Genomic DNA, 14,889 nt, shown 5'->3' with positions numbered 1-14,889 from the left:
GTACCGGAAGGAGACCGATGAGCAGCACGACGGAGCCGACCGGCGACCCGCGACCCAGGGTCGTGACCGGTCCCGGCGGCGGCAGCGACCTCGCCGTCGCGGGCTGGCGGTGTACCGGGTGCGGCCATCCCATCGCGCAGCAGGTGTCGCGCTGCCCGCTGTGCCGGTCGGTGGTGGCGGGGAGTGTTTTCCCCGCTGAGGGCGAGATCTGGGCCTCAACGTGCCTGCGGGTCAGGGTTCCAGGGCACACGCCGCCGTTCGCGGTGGCGTACCTGGTGCTGGACGACGGTCCGAGGGTGCTGGTGCACACGCCGGGGGAGCAGCCGCTGCCGCCCGCCAGCAGAGCGAAGGTCACCGGGATGTCCGAGACCGGTGACCTCCTGGCCGTCGCGGCGGCCGCGGTGGAGGAGACGGCATGAGCGCGGCGTACGTGTACGGGGTCGGTACATCCCGGTTCGGTCGCCAGCCGGGGGTCGGTGCACCGTGGCTCGCGCAGCAGGCGATCGGCGAGGCACTGGACGACGCCGGGCTCGATGACCTCGGTGCGATCGACGCCGTGTTCGCGGGCACTGTCTTCGGTGCACCGGGTACGGCACAGCGTGCGTTGCAACTGCTCGGCATCACCGGTGTACCGATCCTGACCTTCGAGAACGCCTGCGCGACCTCGACGACGGCACTGCACGAAGCGCGGCACGCCGTGCTGTCCGGTCGTTTCCGGCGGGTGCTGTGTCTCGGTGTGGAGACGATGACCCTGCACTTCTCCGGGCCGATCACCCCGGAGGAGACCGACGCCGAGGGGCGGGCGGGGCTGGCGCTGCCGGGCGTGTACGCGATGGTCGCGAGCCGATACGAGTACCTGTACGGCCTGGAACCCAAGGCGCTGGCGGCGGTGTCGGTGAAGAACCGCCGTCACGGGGCGCTGAACCCGCGTGCCCAGCACCGCGCCGAGGTCACCGCCGAGGAAGTACTCGCTTCCCGGATGGTCGCCGATCCGCTGACCCTGTTGCAGTGCTGCGACATCTCCGACGCCGCGACCGCCGCCGTGATCGGCGGGGAGCGCGGGGTCGGCAGGGACGTGCGCATCGCGGGCTCGGCACTGCGTTCCGGGGAACTGTGGGATCACCGCAGCACACATCCGTGGGGCTACGAGCTGATGTCCACGGTGGCGGGACAAGCGTGGCGGGAAGCCGGAATCGGCCCCGGTGACGTGGACGTCTTCGAGGTGCACGACGCGTTCACGATCGGCGAGATCACCGCGACCGAGGCCCTCGGTATCGCGGAACCCGGTGGCGGGTGCGACCTGGTGCTGTCCGGGCACACCGCGCTCGGTGGCGCTCAGCCGGTCAACCCGTCCGGCGGGCTGCTCAGCAGGGGACACCCGCTGGGGGCGACCGGGCTGGCCCAGATCGCCGAGACCGTGTGGCAGTTGCGCGGTGACGCCGGGGCACGACAGGTGGAAGGAGCGCGGGTCGCGGCCGTGGAGACCATGGGCGGCGGCACCGCGGGAATCGACGGAAACGGGTGTGTGGTGGTGGTTCTCGGTGGCTGAGACCCTCGAACTGGACGACATGCTGGGCGGGGAACGGCTCGCCGATCCCTACCCGCATTTCGCGGAAATGCTCCGAGACAATCCGGTGCATTGGAACGAGCGATACCAGGCATGGTTCCTGCACAAACACGCCGATGTCCTGTGGGCGTTGCGTCATCCGGCGTTCTCGTCCGACCGGGTGCGTCCCGTGTTCGAGACGCACCTTTCGGAGGAGAAGCGCGCCGCGCGCGCCCCGACGTTCGAGGTGCTGCGGCACTGGATGGTGTTCCTCGACCCGCCCGAGCACACCCGGCTGCGCAAGCTGGTGATGCCCGCGTTCAGCCCGAAGCGTGTCGCGACGTGGCGGCCGAGGGTCGAGCAGGTCGTCAAGGAAACCCTCGCCACGCTGGAAAACAGGCAGCGCTTCGACTTCGTCACCGACTTCGCCTATCCGATCCCGGCGATCGTGGTGGCCGAGCTGATCGGTGTTCCCGCCGAGGACCGCGACATGTTCAAGAAGTGGTCCGACGACATCCTCACGCTGGTCTTCGGAGCACAGGGTGAGCCAGGCAGGCGGGAACGCGCGCAGCAGGGACTGATCGAGCTGACCGGCTACCTCGCCGACCTGATCGCGAGGATTCGCGAGAACCCCGGCGACGACGTGATCTCCAGTCTGGTCACCGCGCACGACGTTGACCCACCGCTCGACGACAAGGAGATCATCTCCACCTGCGCGCTGCTGGTGTTCGGTGGCCACGAGACCACCACGAACCTGATCGCCAACGGCACCCGGCAGTTGCTGCTGCATCCCGATCAGTGGCGGTTGCTGCGGGACGAGCCCGAGCGGATCGGCACCGCGGTCGAGGAACTGCTGCGGTTCGACGGGCCGTCCCGGCTGGAACAACGGTTGCTGGCCGAGGACGTCGAGCTGCGCGGGACGACGTTGCGCAAGGGGGACAATGTTTTCCTCGTGCAGAGCGCGGCCAACCGGGACCCGGAGGTCTTCGAAAGGCCGCACGAACTCGACATCACGCGCCAGCCCAACCAGCACGTCGGATTCGGTTTCGGGGTGCACCACTGTCTCGGTAACTTCCTGGCCAGGCTGGAGGCGCAGATCGCGTTTCCAGCCGTCCTCGACGCGATGCCGGATCTGGCGCTGGACGGGCCGGAGGAATGGCACACCACGATGATGAGCCGTGGCATGAAAACGATGCCGGTGCGCCGGGGAGACGCGTCGTGAGCGGGGCGCTGGCGGGCAAGGTCGCCCTCGTCACCGGCGCGAGCGGGGGCATCGGGCGGGAGATCGCGCTGGCCGTCGCCCGCGCGGGCGCCGACGTCGCTCTGCTGGCACGCCGCCCTGAGGCGCTGGCGGAGACGGCCGCGCTGATCGAGCCGACGGGACGCCGCACGGTGGTGGTGCCCGCCGACGTCACCGACGAGGAGCGGGTGACCGAGGCCGTCGCGAAGGTCGCCGCCGAGCTCGGCGATCCGACCGTGGTGGTCAACAACGCCGGTGGAGCACGGTTTCTCGTTCCCCTTGCGGAGATGCGCCTTTCCGGCTGGCAGAAGACGGTCGCGCTCAACCTGGAGGCGCCGCTGATCTGCGCGCGTGCCGCCCTGCCCGGCATGATCAGGGCGGGCGGTGGTTCGATCGTCCACATCGGATCAATCGTCGGCGAGGCCGCGCAGCACGGCATGGCGCACTACGGCACCGCGAAGGCCGGCTTGGTCATGCTCAACCGCACCATGGCACGGGAATGGGGCGGGCACGGGGTGCGGAGCAACGTGGTGCTGCCCGGCCTCGTCGATTCCGGTGCCCACGAGCATTACGAGGCCGACGCCAGCATGGGCAGGCTCTACGCCGCGGAGATCCCGCTCGGGCGCTGGGCGCGGCCGGAGGAGATCGCGGCCCCGGTGGTGTTCCTGGCTTCCGACGCCGCGTCCTTCGTCACCGGCAGCACGCTTGTCGTCGACGGCGGGCAGATCAGTTGACGGCAGGGGTTCGCACGCTGGACCACGTCGCGATCGCGGTGTGGGACGCGCGTGCGGCGCTGGCGCTGTTCGCCGACGTGCTCGGCGGGCGGTTCGTTGTCGGTGGCGACAACGACGACACCGGCAACCGGATCGTGCACCTTACGCTCGGCGGGTTCAAGATCGAGCTGATGCAGCCGTTGCGCGACGACAATCTTCTCGCCAAAACCATCGAGCGGCGCGGCGAAGGGTTCCACCACGTCACGTTCGTCGTCCACGATGTGGCGCACACCGTGGACGCCGTCGAGGCCGCGGGGTGGGAGACGGTCGGCACCGACCTGGCCAATCCGACGTGGCGGGAAACCTTTCTCCGGCCACGCCGGACGGGCGGCCTGATCCAGCTCGTCGACACGGACCGCGACTGGAGCGGCCCGGTCGACGGGATGACGCTCGCGGATGTGCTGGCGGGGCGCGTGGGTTTGGTGGACGCGTGGCCCTGTTGGAAGGTCAGCCCACCGCGATGACGGTTTTCACCACCGAATGCGGGGTATCGTGGGCGAAGGCCAGCGCGTCGCCGACTTCGGTGAGCCCGAACTCGTGGCTGATCAACCGGCGGACGTCGTCGTGGTGCCGTCCCGCGAGTGCGATCGCGGCAGGGAAGTCCAGTGTGGACCGGCTGCCGTAGACATCCAGCTCCTTGGCGGTGAACGCACGCATCCCGAGATGCGCGGTCTGCTCCGACACGCCGACGAGCGAGATCCGCCCCGCGGTCGCGACCACTTCGAAGGCCCGTTCCGCGACGGCGGCGACACCGGTCGCCTCGATCACCACGGGCACTCCGTCCCCGGACGTCCATGCGGCGACCCGCTCGGGCAGCTCCTCGATGCCGCGCACCGTTTCCGTGGCTCCGAGTGCGCGGGCGAGGTCCAATCTGGACTGATGCAGATCGGTGACCATGACCTCCGCACCCGCGTCGCGTGCGGCGATCACGGCGCCGAGTCCGATCGGGCCCGCACCGAGGATCAGCACCCGCTCACCCGCCCGCACGCCGGGCCTGGTGACCGCACGCAGGCTCACCGACAGTGTCTCGGCGAGCGCGGCGACATCGGCCCCGAGTTCCCGCGCGAGGTGGCAGTTTTCCACCGGTACCCACACTATCTCCTGAAATCCGCCCGGCCGGTGCACCCCCACCGCGTCCATCGACCGGCAGGTGTTGCGCCGCCCGATCCGGCACGGGTAACACGTTCCGCACGACACCACGGGTTCCACGGCCACCCGGTCGCCGATGGCGAGTGGACCGTCGTAGTCGCCTGGCAGCGCGGCGACGGTCGCGCTGATCTCGTGACCCTGGACAAGGGGGAGCCCGGTGGCGTAACTGCCGTCCCAGATGTGCAGATCGGTTCCGCAGATCCCGACCCTTTCGACGGCCAGCAGTGCCTCACCGGGCCGGGGCGCGGCCGCGGTGACGGGTTCGGCGACCACGGTGCGCAGCGCGGTGGTGGTGGCGGCGAGATGCACGTCGGCTCCGTTCACGCGGGCGCCTGCGCGGGCAGTCCGGCCACCCGCGGATGGTCGGCGTCCGCGACCCCGTGCCCGCTGGCGCCGCCGGGACTACCGATGCTGTCGAAGAACTCCGCGTTCACCTTGGTGTAGGCGGCGAACTCGGCGGGGACGTCGTCCTCGTAGTAGATCGCCTCGACGGGGCAGACCGGTTCGCACGCTCCGCAGTCGACGCATTCGTCGGGCTGGATGTAGAGCATTCTGGGGCCCTCGTAGATGCAATCGACGGGGCATTCGTCGATACACGCCTTGTCCTGCAGGTCGACACAGGGCTCTGCGATCACGTAGGTCATCTGGCCTCCTTTGGCCGTCAGGGAAACGTTCAGGCCGCGTACGTGGGTTGGGGATCGGTGAGCCCGGCGAGCAGGCGTTTGCGGACTGCCACCGCCCGTTTCGGCATACCGAGCAGAAGGGCACCGACGAGCAGAGTGCCGCGGAAGTAGCCGACAACCGCCTGACCGCCGAGGTCACCTTCCAGCACCTCGGTCCGGTCGGCGATACCGAGCGCGCCGAACGACTGGAGCCGCAGATCGAACTGGTCGGACCAGAACGAGGGCAGTGGCGTGAACGGTGCCGGGTCGGCGTCGTGACCGGCGAGGTCGGCGAGCAGGGTGACCGCCGCGCGGCGCGCGGTCTCCATCGGCGTCTGCCAGTGCTCGACCCTGCGTGGCACGTCGTCGAAGAGCGGGTTCGGGAAGCGTGCGACATCACCGACCGCGACGACGCCGGTGATCCCGCCGGCGCGCATTCCGTTGTCGGTCGCCACACCGTCGGCGAGGTCGAGCCCGTTGCCGGACAGCCAGCCGACACACGGGGCGGAGCCGATGGACTGGACGACGACGTCACCGTCCACACGCGATCCGTCAGAGAGGGAAACCGAATAGCCATGGTCTACAGCCGACACCGAGACGCCAAGGCGGAACTTCACACCCGCGCGTTCGTGTCGTCGGCGGACCGCGTCACCGACCGTGCGGCCCAGCGGAGCCAGCATTGGTGACTCGTCGGCGGCGACTACCGTGACCTCGCAGCCGAGGCCGACCGCCGTGGCGGCGACCTCGCAGCCGATGAACCCGGCACCGATCACCACCACACGAGAACCGGTGCGCAGCGCGGAATGCAGCACGCGACAGTCCTCAATGGTCCGTACGACGTGCGCGGCGCCGCCGGTGTGGTCGATCCGCGAAGGAAGCCGTCGCGGGCGCACACCGGTGGCGGCGACAAGACCGTCGTAGGCCACGGTTTCGCCGTCGGCGAGGGTGACCGTGCGCGCGGCGAGATCGGCGGCCACCACCGTGGCGCCGAACCGCCATTCGGCACGTGCCGCCTCGGGACGCTGTTTGACCGCGAGCGTCGCGAGATCGGGGCCACCCGCGAGCGCGGCCTTGGACAGCGGTGGCCGGGTGTAGGGGACGTGTGGTTCGTCCGAGAGCACTACGATCTCACCGTCCCAGCCGCCCGCCAGTAGCGCTTCGGTCGCCCGCAGGCCGCCGAGCGAGCCGCCGACGACCACGATCCGCCGGGCAGGGAGAGTCGACATGCGTCACCCCTCGATGGTGATGGCCTGCACCGGGCACGCCATGGCGGCGGCCTCGACGTCGGCACGCGCCGATTCGTCCGCGCTCGCCTGATGAACGAGGTCACCGGCCTCGTCGAGGTCGAAGTGCTCCGGCGCGGCGAAGACGCACTGCCCGTAGTTCTGGCAGAGCGCCATGTCGACGTTGATCCTCACGGCTTGCCTCCACCCTGCAGCCCAGGGTCGGTGTAGAAGCGCTGGGTCCATTCCTTGTTCAGTTCGGCGTTCTCGGCGTTGCCGGGATGCGGCAGCCAGCGGTCGCCGCCGACCTGGTAGCGGGTGGCGAGCTCGATGAGCACGCCGTGAGCCTTCGATTCGGGAAGGAAGTTCCACTTGAGCCAGGGCATCGTGTCGGGGTGGCTGTCCTCGTCGAGAAGCACGGGCAGCCCCGCGGCACGGCACTGCTGCATGGTGTGACCGAAGTTGTCGCTCAGGAACGCGATGTGGTGGACGAACTCGCCGCGCTTGGCGAGCACCTTGTGCACCCAGCTGTCCGGGGAGCCCGGTGCCCACATCTGGATCGAGACGCCCGTGGGATCGGGATTCTGGAAGGTGGCCCACACCATTTCCGTCCCGTCCGAGCTGCCCCTGGAGTATGTGATCGTCTCGGTCATCTCGGGCGTGAGTACGCCGAGAATGTCCTTCCAGTCGGCGATGGCCTGGTCGAGGTCCTTCACGCAGAGCGCGATGTGGTCGATATGCACGCGGGTCATGGGTCTTCCTTTCGTACGCCCTTCCCCATTTTTACACCAAACGATTGGTAGATAAAAGCCCGCCACGTGCTTGACATCACCTCGGACCCAGTGTTCCATTAACCAAGCAATCGTTTGGTGGAAATCCCAGAGCTGTGGCTGATCAGGAGGGACCGTGGACTTCGCGCTCACCGACGAGCAGGAGGCGTTCCGGAAAACCGTCCGGGCGTGGGTCGAGAAGGAGTGCCCGAAGGAGGCGGCCCTCGAACTGGAGAAGCAGGAGTTCGAGTACCCGCACGCGCTGTTCCAGAAGATGGCCGAGGCGGGCTTTCACGGGATCGCGATCGACGAGGAGTACGGCGGCTCCGGCGGTACCGAGCTGGACCAGGTCGTCCTGATCCGCGAGCTCGCCCGTTCGCTGGGTGGCATCGCCTGGATCTGGGGCATCAACGCCTTCGCGGGAGCCAAGTCCGTCGGCTACTACGGCGACGAGGAGCAGAAGCGCCGCTTCCTGCCCGACATCGCCGAGGGGCGCACGAAGTTCGCCATCTCGCTCACCGAACCCGGGGGTGGCACCGACCTGCTCGGCTCCCTCAAGACCACCGCCGACCGCACGGACGGCGGCTGGGTCATCAACGGCCAGAAGATCTGGTCCACCCAGGCGCACGTCGCCGACTACCTGCTGCTGCTCGCCCGCAGCGACCGCAACCCCGAGAAGAAGACCAGGGGCACCACACTCTTCCTCGTCCCGCGCGAGACCAGGGGCGTCGAGTGCAGGCAGATTCCCAAGCTGGGCATGAAGAACGTCGGATCCTGCGAAGTCTTCCTCGACGACGTGTTCGTGCCGGACGACCTTGTCCTCGGTGAACCGGGCCAGGCCTGGTACATGCTGCTGAAGACCCTCAACAACGAGCGGATCGTCATGTCGGCGCTCGCGCTCGGCATCCTCGACGGTGTCATCGAGGAGGCGAAGCGCTACCTCGACGAGCGGGACGTCTTCGGCCGCAAACTCGGTCAGGTGCAGGTACTCCAGCACTACTACGCCGACATGCTGATCGCGCAGAAGTCCGCGGAACTGCTGGTGTACGAGGCGGCATGGCGCCAGTCCGAAGGGCTGGAATGCGGTATGCACGCCAACATGGCGAAGATCGTCGCGTCCGAGGGCGCCGTGACCGCGGCCGACCGTGGCATCCAGATCTTCGGTGGCATGGGCTACGCGCTGGAGACCCAGATGCAGCGGTACTGGCGGGACGCCCGGCTCTACCGGATCGGCCCCATCGCGAACGAGATGGCTCGCAACTCGATCGCCGAGATGGCAGGTTTGCCCAGGTCGTTCTGATCGCCGACCGGCTGAAAGGACAGCAGGAAGGACACCGCGGTGACGACAACGGAGACGTCCTCGCACCAGGCGCCGGCGCTGAGCGTCGCGGCGGCCGCCGGTGCACCGACCGGACCAGGCGGCTGGGCCGAGGCGGTTCCCCTCGGCGACGTGGTGGTGCGTGCCGCCGCGCTGTGGCCGCGGGCCGAGGCTCTGGTCTTCCCCCGCGAGCGGCTGACGTTCGCGCGACTCGCCGAGGACGTGGAACTGGCCGCGCGTGCCCTGCGAGCCATGGGCGTCGGGCCGGGCGACCACGTCGGCGTGCTGATGGCGAACTGCCCCGATTTCGCCAGGATCTCCTACGGCGCGGCGATGATCGGCGCCGTCGCCGTGCTCATCAACGCCCGCTACCAGGGTGATGATCTCGCGCACGTCCTCGGTGACGCCGGGATCAAGGTTCTGGTCTCGGCCGCCCAGTCCGGGCAGCCGTTCGCGCTGACCGCGCGGATCGAGGCCGCCATACCGGAACTGGATCCCGGCCGTGCCGACGCTTTCCCGGTACCGTCGGTGCCCGCGCTCGAGGCCGTGGTGGTGCTCGGCGACGAGAACGACGAGAACACCGCGCCCGCGTACCTCACCGCGGAGCGGTTCTACGCCGACGCGGCGCGGGTGTCGCCGGAGGAGGTGCACGCCCTGCGCCGTCAGGTTCCCCTGCGCGGCATCGGCATGATGATGTACACCTCCGGCACCACCGCGAAACCGAAGGGCTGCGCGCTGTCGCACGAGATGGTGGTGCGTAACGCGATCGCGGTGGCCGAACGGCTCGACGTTCATGGCGCGGACCGGTTCTGGGATCCGCTGCCGATGTTCCACATGTCCTCGGTGCTGCCGATGAACGGTTGTTTCTACGTCGGCGCCACGTTCATGTCCATGGAGCACTTCGAACCCGACGCGGCGATCGCGATGCTCCGGCGGGTCCGGCTCACCCACTTCTATCCGACGTTCCCGACCATCACCCAGGCGGTGACCAACCACCCCGACTTCTCCACAGTGGACTGGAGCGATGTGCGGGTGGTCAACGGTGTCGCCCCGCCCGCGACCCTGCGGGCCCTGCAGGGACGGTTTCCACATGCCGCGGTCGTCACCGCCTACGGCTCCACGGAGACCGGCGGCTGTGTCTCCTTCTCCGTCCCCACCGACACCCTGGAACAACGGACCAACACCAGCGGACCGCCGTTTCCCGGTATCCAGATCCGGATCGCGGACCCGGAGAGCGGTGCCGAGGTTGCGACCGGGGAACGCGGCGAGATCTGCGTGCGCGGGTACTCGATGTTCGAGGGTTACCACAACGCGCCGGAGGAAACCGCCGCCGTCATCGACGCCGAGGGCTGGTTCCACACCGGGGACATCGGCGCCGTCGACGCCGACGGCAGGATCTCGTATCTGGGCCGCCTCAAGGACATGCTGAAGGTCGGCGGGGAAAACGTCGCGGCCGTCGAGATCGAGGAAGCGCTGCAACAGCATCCCGCGGTGAACATCGCCCAGGTCGTCGGCATCCCGGACGAACGGCTCGTCGAGGTTCCCGCCGCCGCGGTCGAACTGCGTGCCGGGAAGGCCGTCACCGGAGAGGAACTGGGGGATTGGCTGCACGGCAGGATCGCGAGTTTCAAGCTGCCCCGGCACATCAGGCTCGTCGAGGAGTGGCCGATGGCAGCCACCAAGATCCAGAAGTTCCGGCTGCGGGAGGCGATCTGCGCCGAACTCGGGATCGAGCTCCCGTGATCGAGGATCTCGTTCCCGGTGCGGTCGATGAACTCGCCGGGCTGGTCACCCGCTTCGACCACGTCGCCGTCGCGGTGCGCGACCTCGCCGCCGCGGCACCGCTTTACACCGAGTTGTTCGGCGGAAAGCTGATCGCGGGCGGCGACGACGACCGGCTCGGGATCCGGTCGTTGCAGCTGAGTTTCCCGCCGGGGGTGAAGATCGAGCTGCTCCAGCCGTTGCACGAGGAGTCCTATCTCGCGGCCTATCTCGACAAGCGCGGTCCCGGTTTCCACCACATGACCTGCTTTGTGCATGACGTCACCGAAGCCGCCGCGCGGCTGGAGGCGGCCGGATACTCCACTGTGGACACCCGAACGGGTACCGGGTGCTGGGACGAGACGTTCATCCGTCCCAGCTCCGGTTTCGGCACGCTGGTGCAGCTGACGGATTCGCCGCTGGCCTGGGCCGACCCTGTGATGCCGGAAGGTGCGGGGGTCGCCGACGTGCTGGCGGGCCGGATCGCATGGAACGAGGCACGGCCGACGTGGCGGCGATCATGAGCCTGCCGAGCGGAATGCGGATGGTGCAGATCGCCTACGCGACCACGGACGTACGCGCCGCCGCGACCGCGTGGCACCGGCGTTACGGAGCCGGGCCCTTCTACGTCCGCGAACACGTTCCGACCGAGTACGTCGACGTGCCCGGCGAAGGAGGCGGGGTGTTCGACCACACCTGCGCGCTGGGGCAATGGGGACCGGTGATGGTCGAGTTCGTGCACCACCACGCGCTGGAACCGGTGGCACTCGAGAAGGACATGCGCAGGGGCGCGACCGGCATCCACCACGTGGCCTGTTTCGTCGACGACATCAACGACGCCCGCGACCGGCTGGTGGCCGACGGCGCGCGGGTCGTGATGGACGCGTCTACCCCGGAGGTGCGGTTCGTGTTCCTCGACCCCGGCCCCCACGTGGGGCACCTGATCGAGATCTACGAGGACACGCCCTACCTCACCGGTCTCTACCGGAGGGTGGCCAAGGCCGCGCAAGGCTGGGACGGGACAAACCTGTTGCGGGAACGGTGATTTCGATGCCGCGTCGCCACCTCGCCCTGGCCTGCCTGGACTTCCTGGACACCGACCCGGAGGTGTTCGTCGCGGCGGCCGCGGAAGCCGGTTTCGACGCGGTGACCCTGCGCGGCGCGGGCAGCCGTGAACCGGTGGTCGCGGACCTCGGCGCCGACGCACGCCGTCGCCATCGGGTGCTCGCGGCGCTCGAAGCCACCGGGCTGGGTGTGCTCGACGTCGAGGTGATCCGGTTGAACGGGCGGCTTTCCGGCGACGAGATCGGTTGCGTGGTGGAACTGGCCGCCGAATGCGGGGCCCGGCATCTGCTGGTCGTCAACGAGGAACTGGAACCCGCCGAGGCGGTGGACGTGCTGGCGGCGATCGTCGCGGAGGCACGCGCCGCAGGGGTGCGCCCGTGCCTGGAACCGATGGCGTTCACCCGGTGCCGCACCCTCGCCGAGGCGATCGCGACCGCCGTTCCCGCCGGAGCGGGGATCCTCATCGACGCCCTGCACCTGCAACGTTCCGGCGGGAGCGCCGCCGAGGTCGCCGCCGCGGTCAGGCAGCACGGCGGGGATCTCTTTCCGTATCTCCAACTCTGCGACGCTCCACGCGCCGCCCCGCCGGACCTTCGCGCGGAGGCACTCGCCGGGCGACTGCTGCCGGGAGAAGGAGAACTGGATTTGGCCGGGCTGCTGGCCGCGCTCCCGGACGCCGCGGTGTCCGTCGAGGCACCCACCGCCGCCACCAGGGGACTGTCACCGAACGGTCGTGCCCGTGCCGCGGCCTCGACCGTCCACACCCGACTGTGAACATTGTGGAGGGATCATCATGACGACGAGCACCGGCGCTGTTGCCCGTATCGACCGGCTTTACCTTGGTGGGGAATGGGTGCACGCGGAGCCAGGGTACGAGGTGGTGTCGCCCGCGACCGGTGACGTCGTCGCCGTGGCCGCGGATCCGACCGTCGAGGACGCCGACCGCGCCGTGGCCTCGACCCGCGCGGCGTTCGACAACGGACCGTGGCCGGGTATGCCGCTCGCCGAGCGGATCGCGGTGCTCCGCCGGTTCTGCGACGCGTTCGAGGCACGCAAGGACGAGTTCGACCGGGCCTGGGTGACCGAATCCGGACCGACACTGGCACACGCCGCCGCACTCGACACCGGTGTGGTGACGATTTGGCGCACCCTCCTCGACCAGGCCGCCGGCCTCGCGCTGACCGAACGCCGCGAGGTTCCCGACGGTGTGGTCGACGTGGTCCGCGAACCGATCGGTCCCGCCGTCGTCATCACCGCGTGGAACGGCCCCGGCCTCTACCTCGCGATGAAGATGGTGCCCGCGCTGCTGGCCGGATGCCCTGTGGTGCTGAAAATGGCGCGGGAGTCCCCACTCACCGCCGCGCTCGTCGGCGAGATGGCCGAAGCGGCAGGGGTTCCGAAGGGGGTGCTGAGCGTGCTGGCCGCCTCCACTGAGGTGAGCGCGCACCTCGTCGCACACCCCGCGATCGACAAGGTCAGCCTCACCGGCTCGATCCCGGCAGGCAAAGCCGTCATGGGCGCCTGCGCGGGACGGCTCGCGAACGTGACCCTCGAACTGGGAGGCAAATCGCCCGCGATCATTCTCGATGACATCCCACTGGACGACGTGCTGCCATCACTCGTACCCGGATTCATAGCGTTCAACGGCCAGATCTGCGCGGCGCTGACCCGCGTGGTGGTGCCCCGGCACCGGCACGACGAGGTGGTCACCGCGATCGTGGAACGCCTGAGCGCCATGACGGTCGGCGACCCTCTCGACGGCGCCTCCGACCTCGGTCCGCTCGCCAGCGCTCGCCAGCTCGAACGCGTGCTGTCCTATGTGGATGCCGGGAGGCGGGAGGGCGCCGATCTGGTTCTCGGTGGTGGCAGGCCGCAAGGTCTCGACCGGGGTTTCTACGTGGCACCCACGGTGTTCGCGAACGTCGACCCCGGCGCGAGGATCGCGCAAGAGGAGATCTTCGGCCCCGTGCTCAGCGTCATTCCCTACGACACCCTCGATGAGGCCGTCACCATCGCCAACGGCACGCCGTACGGCCTTGCCGCTTCGGTCTACGCCGCCGACGAGGAACTGGCCCGCACGGTCGCAGGCCGGATCAGGGCGGGCACCGTCGCGATCAACACGGCGGGAGTGTCGCTGTTCGCGCCGTTCGGCGGATTCAAGCAGTCCGGCTTCGGGCGCGAGTTCGGTCTCGAAGGGATCGGCGAGTTCCTCCAGTACAAGTCCATCAAGGTGAAGTGAGCGGGAGAGCCGATGAAGTCTCACGGTGCGGTACTTCTGAAGACACAGCAGAACGTGCGCAACGACTGGCACGTCGAGGAACTGGAGGTCTCACCGCCGAAGCGGGGCGAGGTGATGGTCAAGCTCAGGGCGGCAGGACTCTGCCACTCCGACAACCACGCCGCCGCCGGTGACCAGGCCGTCGACTTCGCGCCGTTCCTCGGCGGCCACGAGGGTGCCGGGATCGTCGAGGAGATCGGCGAAGGGGTCACCGAACTGGCCGTCGGCGATCACGTCACCTGTACGTTCATGCCCTCCTGCGGCACATGTGTGCCGTGTGTGCGCGGAATCGGGCAGTTGTGCGACCGGGGAGCCGGGCTGCTCCAGGGCGTGATGCTCGACGGCACCAACCGCATCCACACCGCGGCGGGGGAACCGGTCGGCCCGATGACCTACCTCGGCACGTTCAGCGACCGCATCGTCGCGCCCGTCGACTCGGTCATCAAGATAGCCAGGGACATTCCGTTCCCCGCCGCCGCGCTCGCGGGCTGCGCCGTGCCCACCGGCTGGGGCACCGCCGTCCGGATCGCGGAGGTCGAGATCGACGACGTGGTGGTGGTGCTCGGCGTCGGCGGTGTCGGCATGAGCGCGGTGCAGGGCGCGAAACATGCCGGAGCGCGCGAGATCGTCGTCATCGACCCGGTGGCGTTCAAACGGCGGGAGGCGCCGAAGTTCGGTGCCACCCACGTGGCGGCGTCGATCGAGGAGGCGATGCCGCTGCTCACCGACCTCACCCATGGCCGGATGGCCGACAAGGTGATCGTCACCATCGGCGTGGTCGAAGGAAGGATGATCCAGCCGATGCTCGGGCTGCTCGGCAAGGGCGGCACGATGGCGATCGCGGGTGTGTCGTCCATGTGGGACATCGACGCCCAGTTCAACGTCTTCGGTTTTGTGATGATGCAGCAGACCATCAAGGGCGGCCTGTACGGCGGGCTCCAGCCGCGCATCGACATCCCGAGGCTGCTGGCGCGGTACCAGCGCGGTGAACTGATGATCGACGAGATGATCACCAGGACGTACTCGCTCAATCAGATCAACGAGGCGTACGCCGACATGGAGGCCGCCCGCAACATTCGCGGCGTCATCCTCCACGAGGACTGA

Annotated in this window: 17 protein-coding genes; 12 read left to right on the top strand and 5 right to left on the bottom strand. The window is 68.9% G+C overall.

All coding sequences use genetic code 11. The features are described 5' to 3' along the window. The first annotated feature begins 17 nt into the window (after window positions 1-17). From BAY61_RS24855 to BAY61_RS24835, 5 genes are read left to right on the top strand one after another with little or no spacing between them, the layout of a single operon-like run. A complete protein-coding gene (locus BAY61_RS24855; RefSeq protein ID WP_091807112.1) occupies window positions 18-419 on the top strand; it encodes a PhlB family protein in 402 nt (133 codons plus the stop codon). Continuing rightward, window positions 416-1,549, top strand: coding sequence for a thiolase family protein (locus tag BAY61_RS24850; RefSeq protein WP_091807114.1), 1,134 nt, complete (start codon window positions 416-418; stop codon window positions 1,547-1,549). Before BAY61_RS24855 ends, BAY61_RS24850 begins: the two co-directional genes overlap by 4 nt. Then, complete coding sequence (locus BAY61_RS24845) at window positions 1,542-2,768, top strand: cytochrome P450 (RefSeq protein ID WP_245865410.1); 1,227 nt, start codon at window positions 1,542-1,544, stop codon at window positions 2,766-2,768. The genes BAY61_RS24850 and BAY61_RS24845 overlap by 8 nt, the downstream gene beginning before the upstream one ends. Beyond that, a complete protein-coding gene (locus BAY61_RS24840) occupies window positions 2,765-3,520 on the top strand; it encodes an SDR family NAD(P)-dependent oxidoreductase (RefSeq protein ID WP_170140220.1) in 756 nt (251 codons plus the stop codon). The genes BAY61_RS24845 and BAY61_RS24840 overlap by 4 nt, the downstream gene beginning before the upstream one ends. Continuing rightward, window positions 3,517-4,023, top strand: a complete 507-nt coding sequence (locus tag BAY61_RS24835; RefSeq protein ID WP_211323596.1) for a VOC family protein — start codon at window positions 3,517-3,519, stop codon at window positions 4,021-4,023. The genes BAY61_RS24840 and BAY61_RS24835 overlap by 4 nt, the downstream gene beginning before the upstream one ends. Here BAY61_RS24835 and BAY61_RS24830 read toward each other — a convergent pair. From BAY61_RS24830 to BAY61_RS24810, 5 genes are read right to left on the bottom strand one after another with little or no spacing between them, the layout of a single operon-like run. Beyond that, window positions 4,007-5,032, bottom strand: coding sequence for a zinc-binding dehydrogenase (locus BAY61_RS24830; protein ID WP_091807118.1), 1,026 nt, complete (start codon window positions 5,030-5,032; stop codon window positions 4,007-4,009). The genes BAY61_RS24835 and BAY61_RS24830 overlap by 17 nt on opposite strands. Beyond that, window positions 5,029-5,352 carry a ferredoxin gene (gene fdxA, locus BAY61_RS24825; RefSeq protein ID WP_091807120.1) on the bottom strand — a complete coding sequence of 108 codons (324 nt, stop codon included), beginning with the start codon at window positions 5,350-5,352 and terminating at the stop codon, window positions 5,029-5,031. The genes BAY61_RS24830 and fdxA overlap by 4 nt, the downstream gene beginning before the upstream one ends. Before the next feature lie 29 nt (window positions 5,353-5,381). Continuing rightward, window positions 5,382-6,596 (bottom strand): NAD(P)/FAD-dependent oxidoreductase, encoded by a 1,215-nt coding sequence (locus BAY61_RS24820; protein WP_091807121.1) that lies wholly within the window; start codon window positions 6,594-6,596, stop codon window positions 5,382-5,384. Window positions 6,597-6,599: 3 nt separating this feature from the next. After that, window positions 6,600-6,788, bottom strand: coding sequence for a ferredoxin (locus BAY61_RS24815; RefSeq protein WP_091807123.1), 189 nt, complete (start codon window positions 6,786-6,788; stop codon window positions 6,600-6,602). Next, window positions 6,785-7,345: a VOC family protein gene (locus BAY61_RS24810; protein WP_170140219.1), complete on the bottom strand. Its 561-nt coding sequence runs from the start codon at window positions 7,343-7,345 to the stop codon at window positions 6,785-6,787. The genes BAY61_RS24815 and BAY61_RS24810 overlap by 4 nt, the downstream gene beginning before the upstream one ends. A gap of 154 nt (window positions 7,346-7,499) precedes the next feature. Here BAY61_RS24810 and BAY61_RS24805 point away from each other — a divergent pair, with 154 nt between their 5' ends. The 7 genes from BAY61_RS24805 to BAY61_RS24775 are packed head-to-tail and all read left to right on the top strand — an operon-like array spanning window position 7,500 to window position 14,889. Continuing rightward, window positions 7,500-8,663 carry an acyl-CoA dehydrogenase family protein gene (locus BAY61_RS24805; protein ID WP_091807126.1) on the top strand — a complete coding sequence of 388 codons (1,164 nt, stop codon included), beginning with the start codon at window positions 7,500-7,502 and terminating at the stop codon, window positions 8,661-8,663. Window positions 8,664-8,702: 39 nt separating this feature from the next. Further along, complete coding sequence (locus tag BAY61_RS24800) at window positions 8,703-10,424, top strand: class I adenylate-forming enzyme family protein (RefSeq protein WP_091807128.1); 1,722 nt, start codon at window positions 8,703-8,705, stop codon at window positions 10,422-10,424. Further along, the gene (locus BAY61_RS24795; RefSeq protein WP_170140218.1) at window positions 10,421-10,966 is read left to right on the top strand and encodes a VOC family protein; all 546 of its coding nucleotides are present in this window, start codon (window positions 10,421-10,423) and stop codon (window positions 10,964-10,966) included. The genes BAY61_RS24800 and BAY61_RS24795 overlap by 4 nt, the downstream gene beginning before the upstream one ends. Beyond that, entirely contained in the window at window positions 10,930-11,487 is a 558-nt protein-coding gene (locus tag BAY61_RS24790) for a VOC family protein (protein ID WP_091807131.1), read from the top strand. Before BAY61_RS24795 ends, BAY61_RS24790 begins: the two co-directional genes overlap by 37 nt. Before the next feature lie 5 nt (window positions 11,488-11,492). Continuing rightward, window positions 11,493-12,281, top strand: a complete 789-nt coding sequence (locus BAY61_RS24785; RefSeq protein ID WP_143021395.1) for a TIM barrel protein — start codon at window positions 11,493-11,495, stop codon at window positions 12,279-12,281. Window positions 12,282-12,300: 19 nt separating this feature from the next. Beyond that, on the top strand, window positions 12,301-13,746 hold the full coding sequence (locus BAY61_RS24780; protein ID WP_091807134.1) for an aldehyde dehydrogenase: 1,446 nt from the start codon (window positions 12,301-12,303) through the stop codon (window positions 13,744-13,746). 12 nt (window positions 13,747-13,758) lie between these two features. Further along, window positions 13,759-14,889 (top strand): NDMA-dependent alcohol dehydrogenase, encoded by a 1,131-nt coding sequence (locus BAY61_RS24775; protein ID WP_091807135.1) that lies wholly within the window; start codon window positions 13,759-13,761, stop codon window positions 14,887-14,889.

Origin of the sequence: Prauserella marina (assembly GCF_002240355.1) — a bacterium.
Lineage (GTDB): Bacteria > Actinomycetota > Actinomycetes > Mycobacteriales > Pseudonocardiaceae > Prauserella_A > Prauserella_A marina.
This window is presented reverse-complemented; position numbering and strand designations above follow the sequence as displayed.

Bases quoted from the DNA above. Each gene is read 5' to 3' on its own strand.
- BAY61_RS24855 (WP_091807112.1), top strand. From the start codon at position 18: ATGAGCAGCACGACGGAGCCGACCGGCGACCCGCGACCCAGGGTCGTG.
- BAY61_RS24850 (WP_091807114.1), top strand. From the start codon at position 416: ATGAGCGCGGCGTACGTGTACGGGGTCGGTACATCCCGGTTCGGTCGC.
- fdxA (WP_091807120.1), bottom strand. From the start codon at position 5,352: ATGACCTACGTGATCGCAGAGCCCTGTGTCGACCTGCAGGACAAGGCG.
- BAY61_RS24820 (WP_091807121.1), bottom strand. From the start codon at position 6,596: ATGTCGACTCTCCCTGCCCGGCGGATCGTGGTCGTCGGCGGCTCGCTC.
- BAY61_RS24810 (WP_170140219.1), bottom strand. From the start codon at position 7,345: ATGACCCGCGTGCATATCGACCACATCGCGCTCTGCGTGAAGGACCTC.
- BAY61_RS24790 (WP_091807131.1), top strand. From the start codon at position 10,930: ATGGAACGAGGCACGGCCGACGTGGCGGCGATCATGAGCCTGCCGAGC.
- BAY61_RS24785 (WP_143021395.1), top strand. From the start codon at position 11,493: ATGCCGCGTCGCCACCTCGCCCTGGCCTGCCTGGACTTCCTGGACACC.
- BAY61_RS24780 (WP_091807134.1), top strand. From the start codon at position 12,301: ATGACGACGAGCACCGGCGCTGTTGCCCGTATCGACCGGCTTTACCTT.
- BAY61_RS24775 (WP_091807135.1), top strand. From the start codon at position 13,759: ATGAAGTCTCACGGTGCGGTACTTCTGAAGACACAGCAGAACGTGCGC.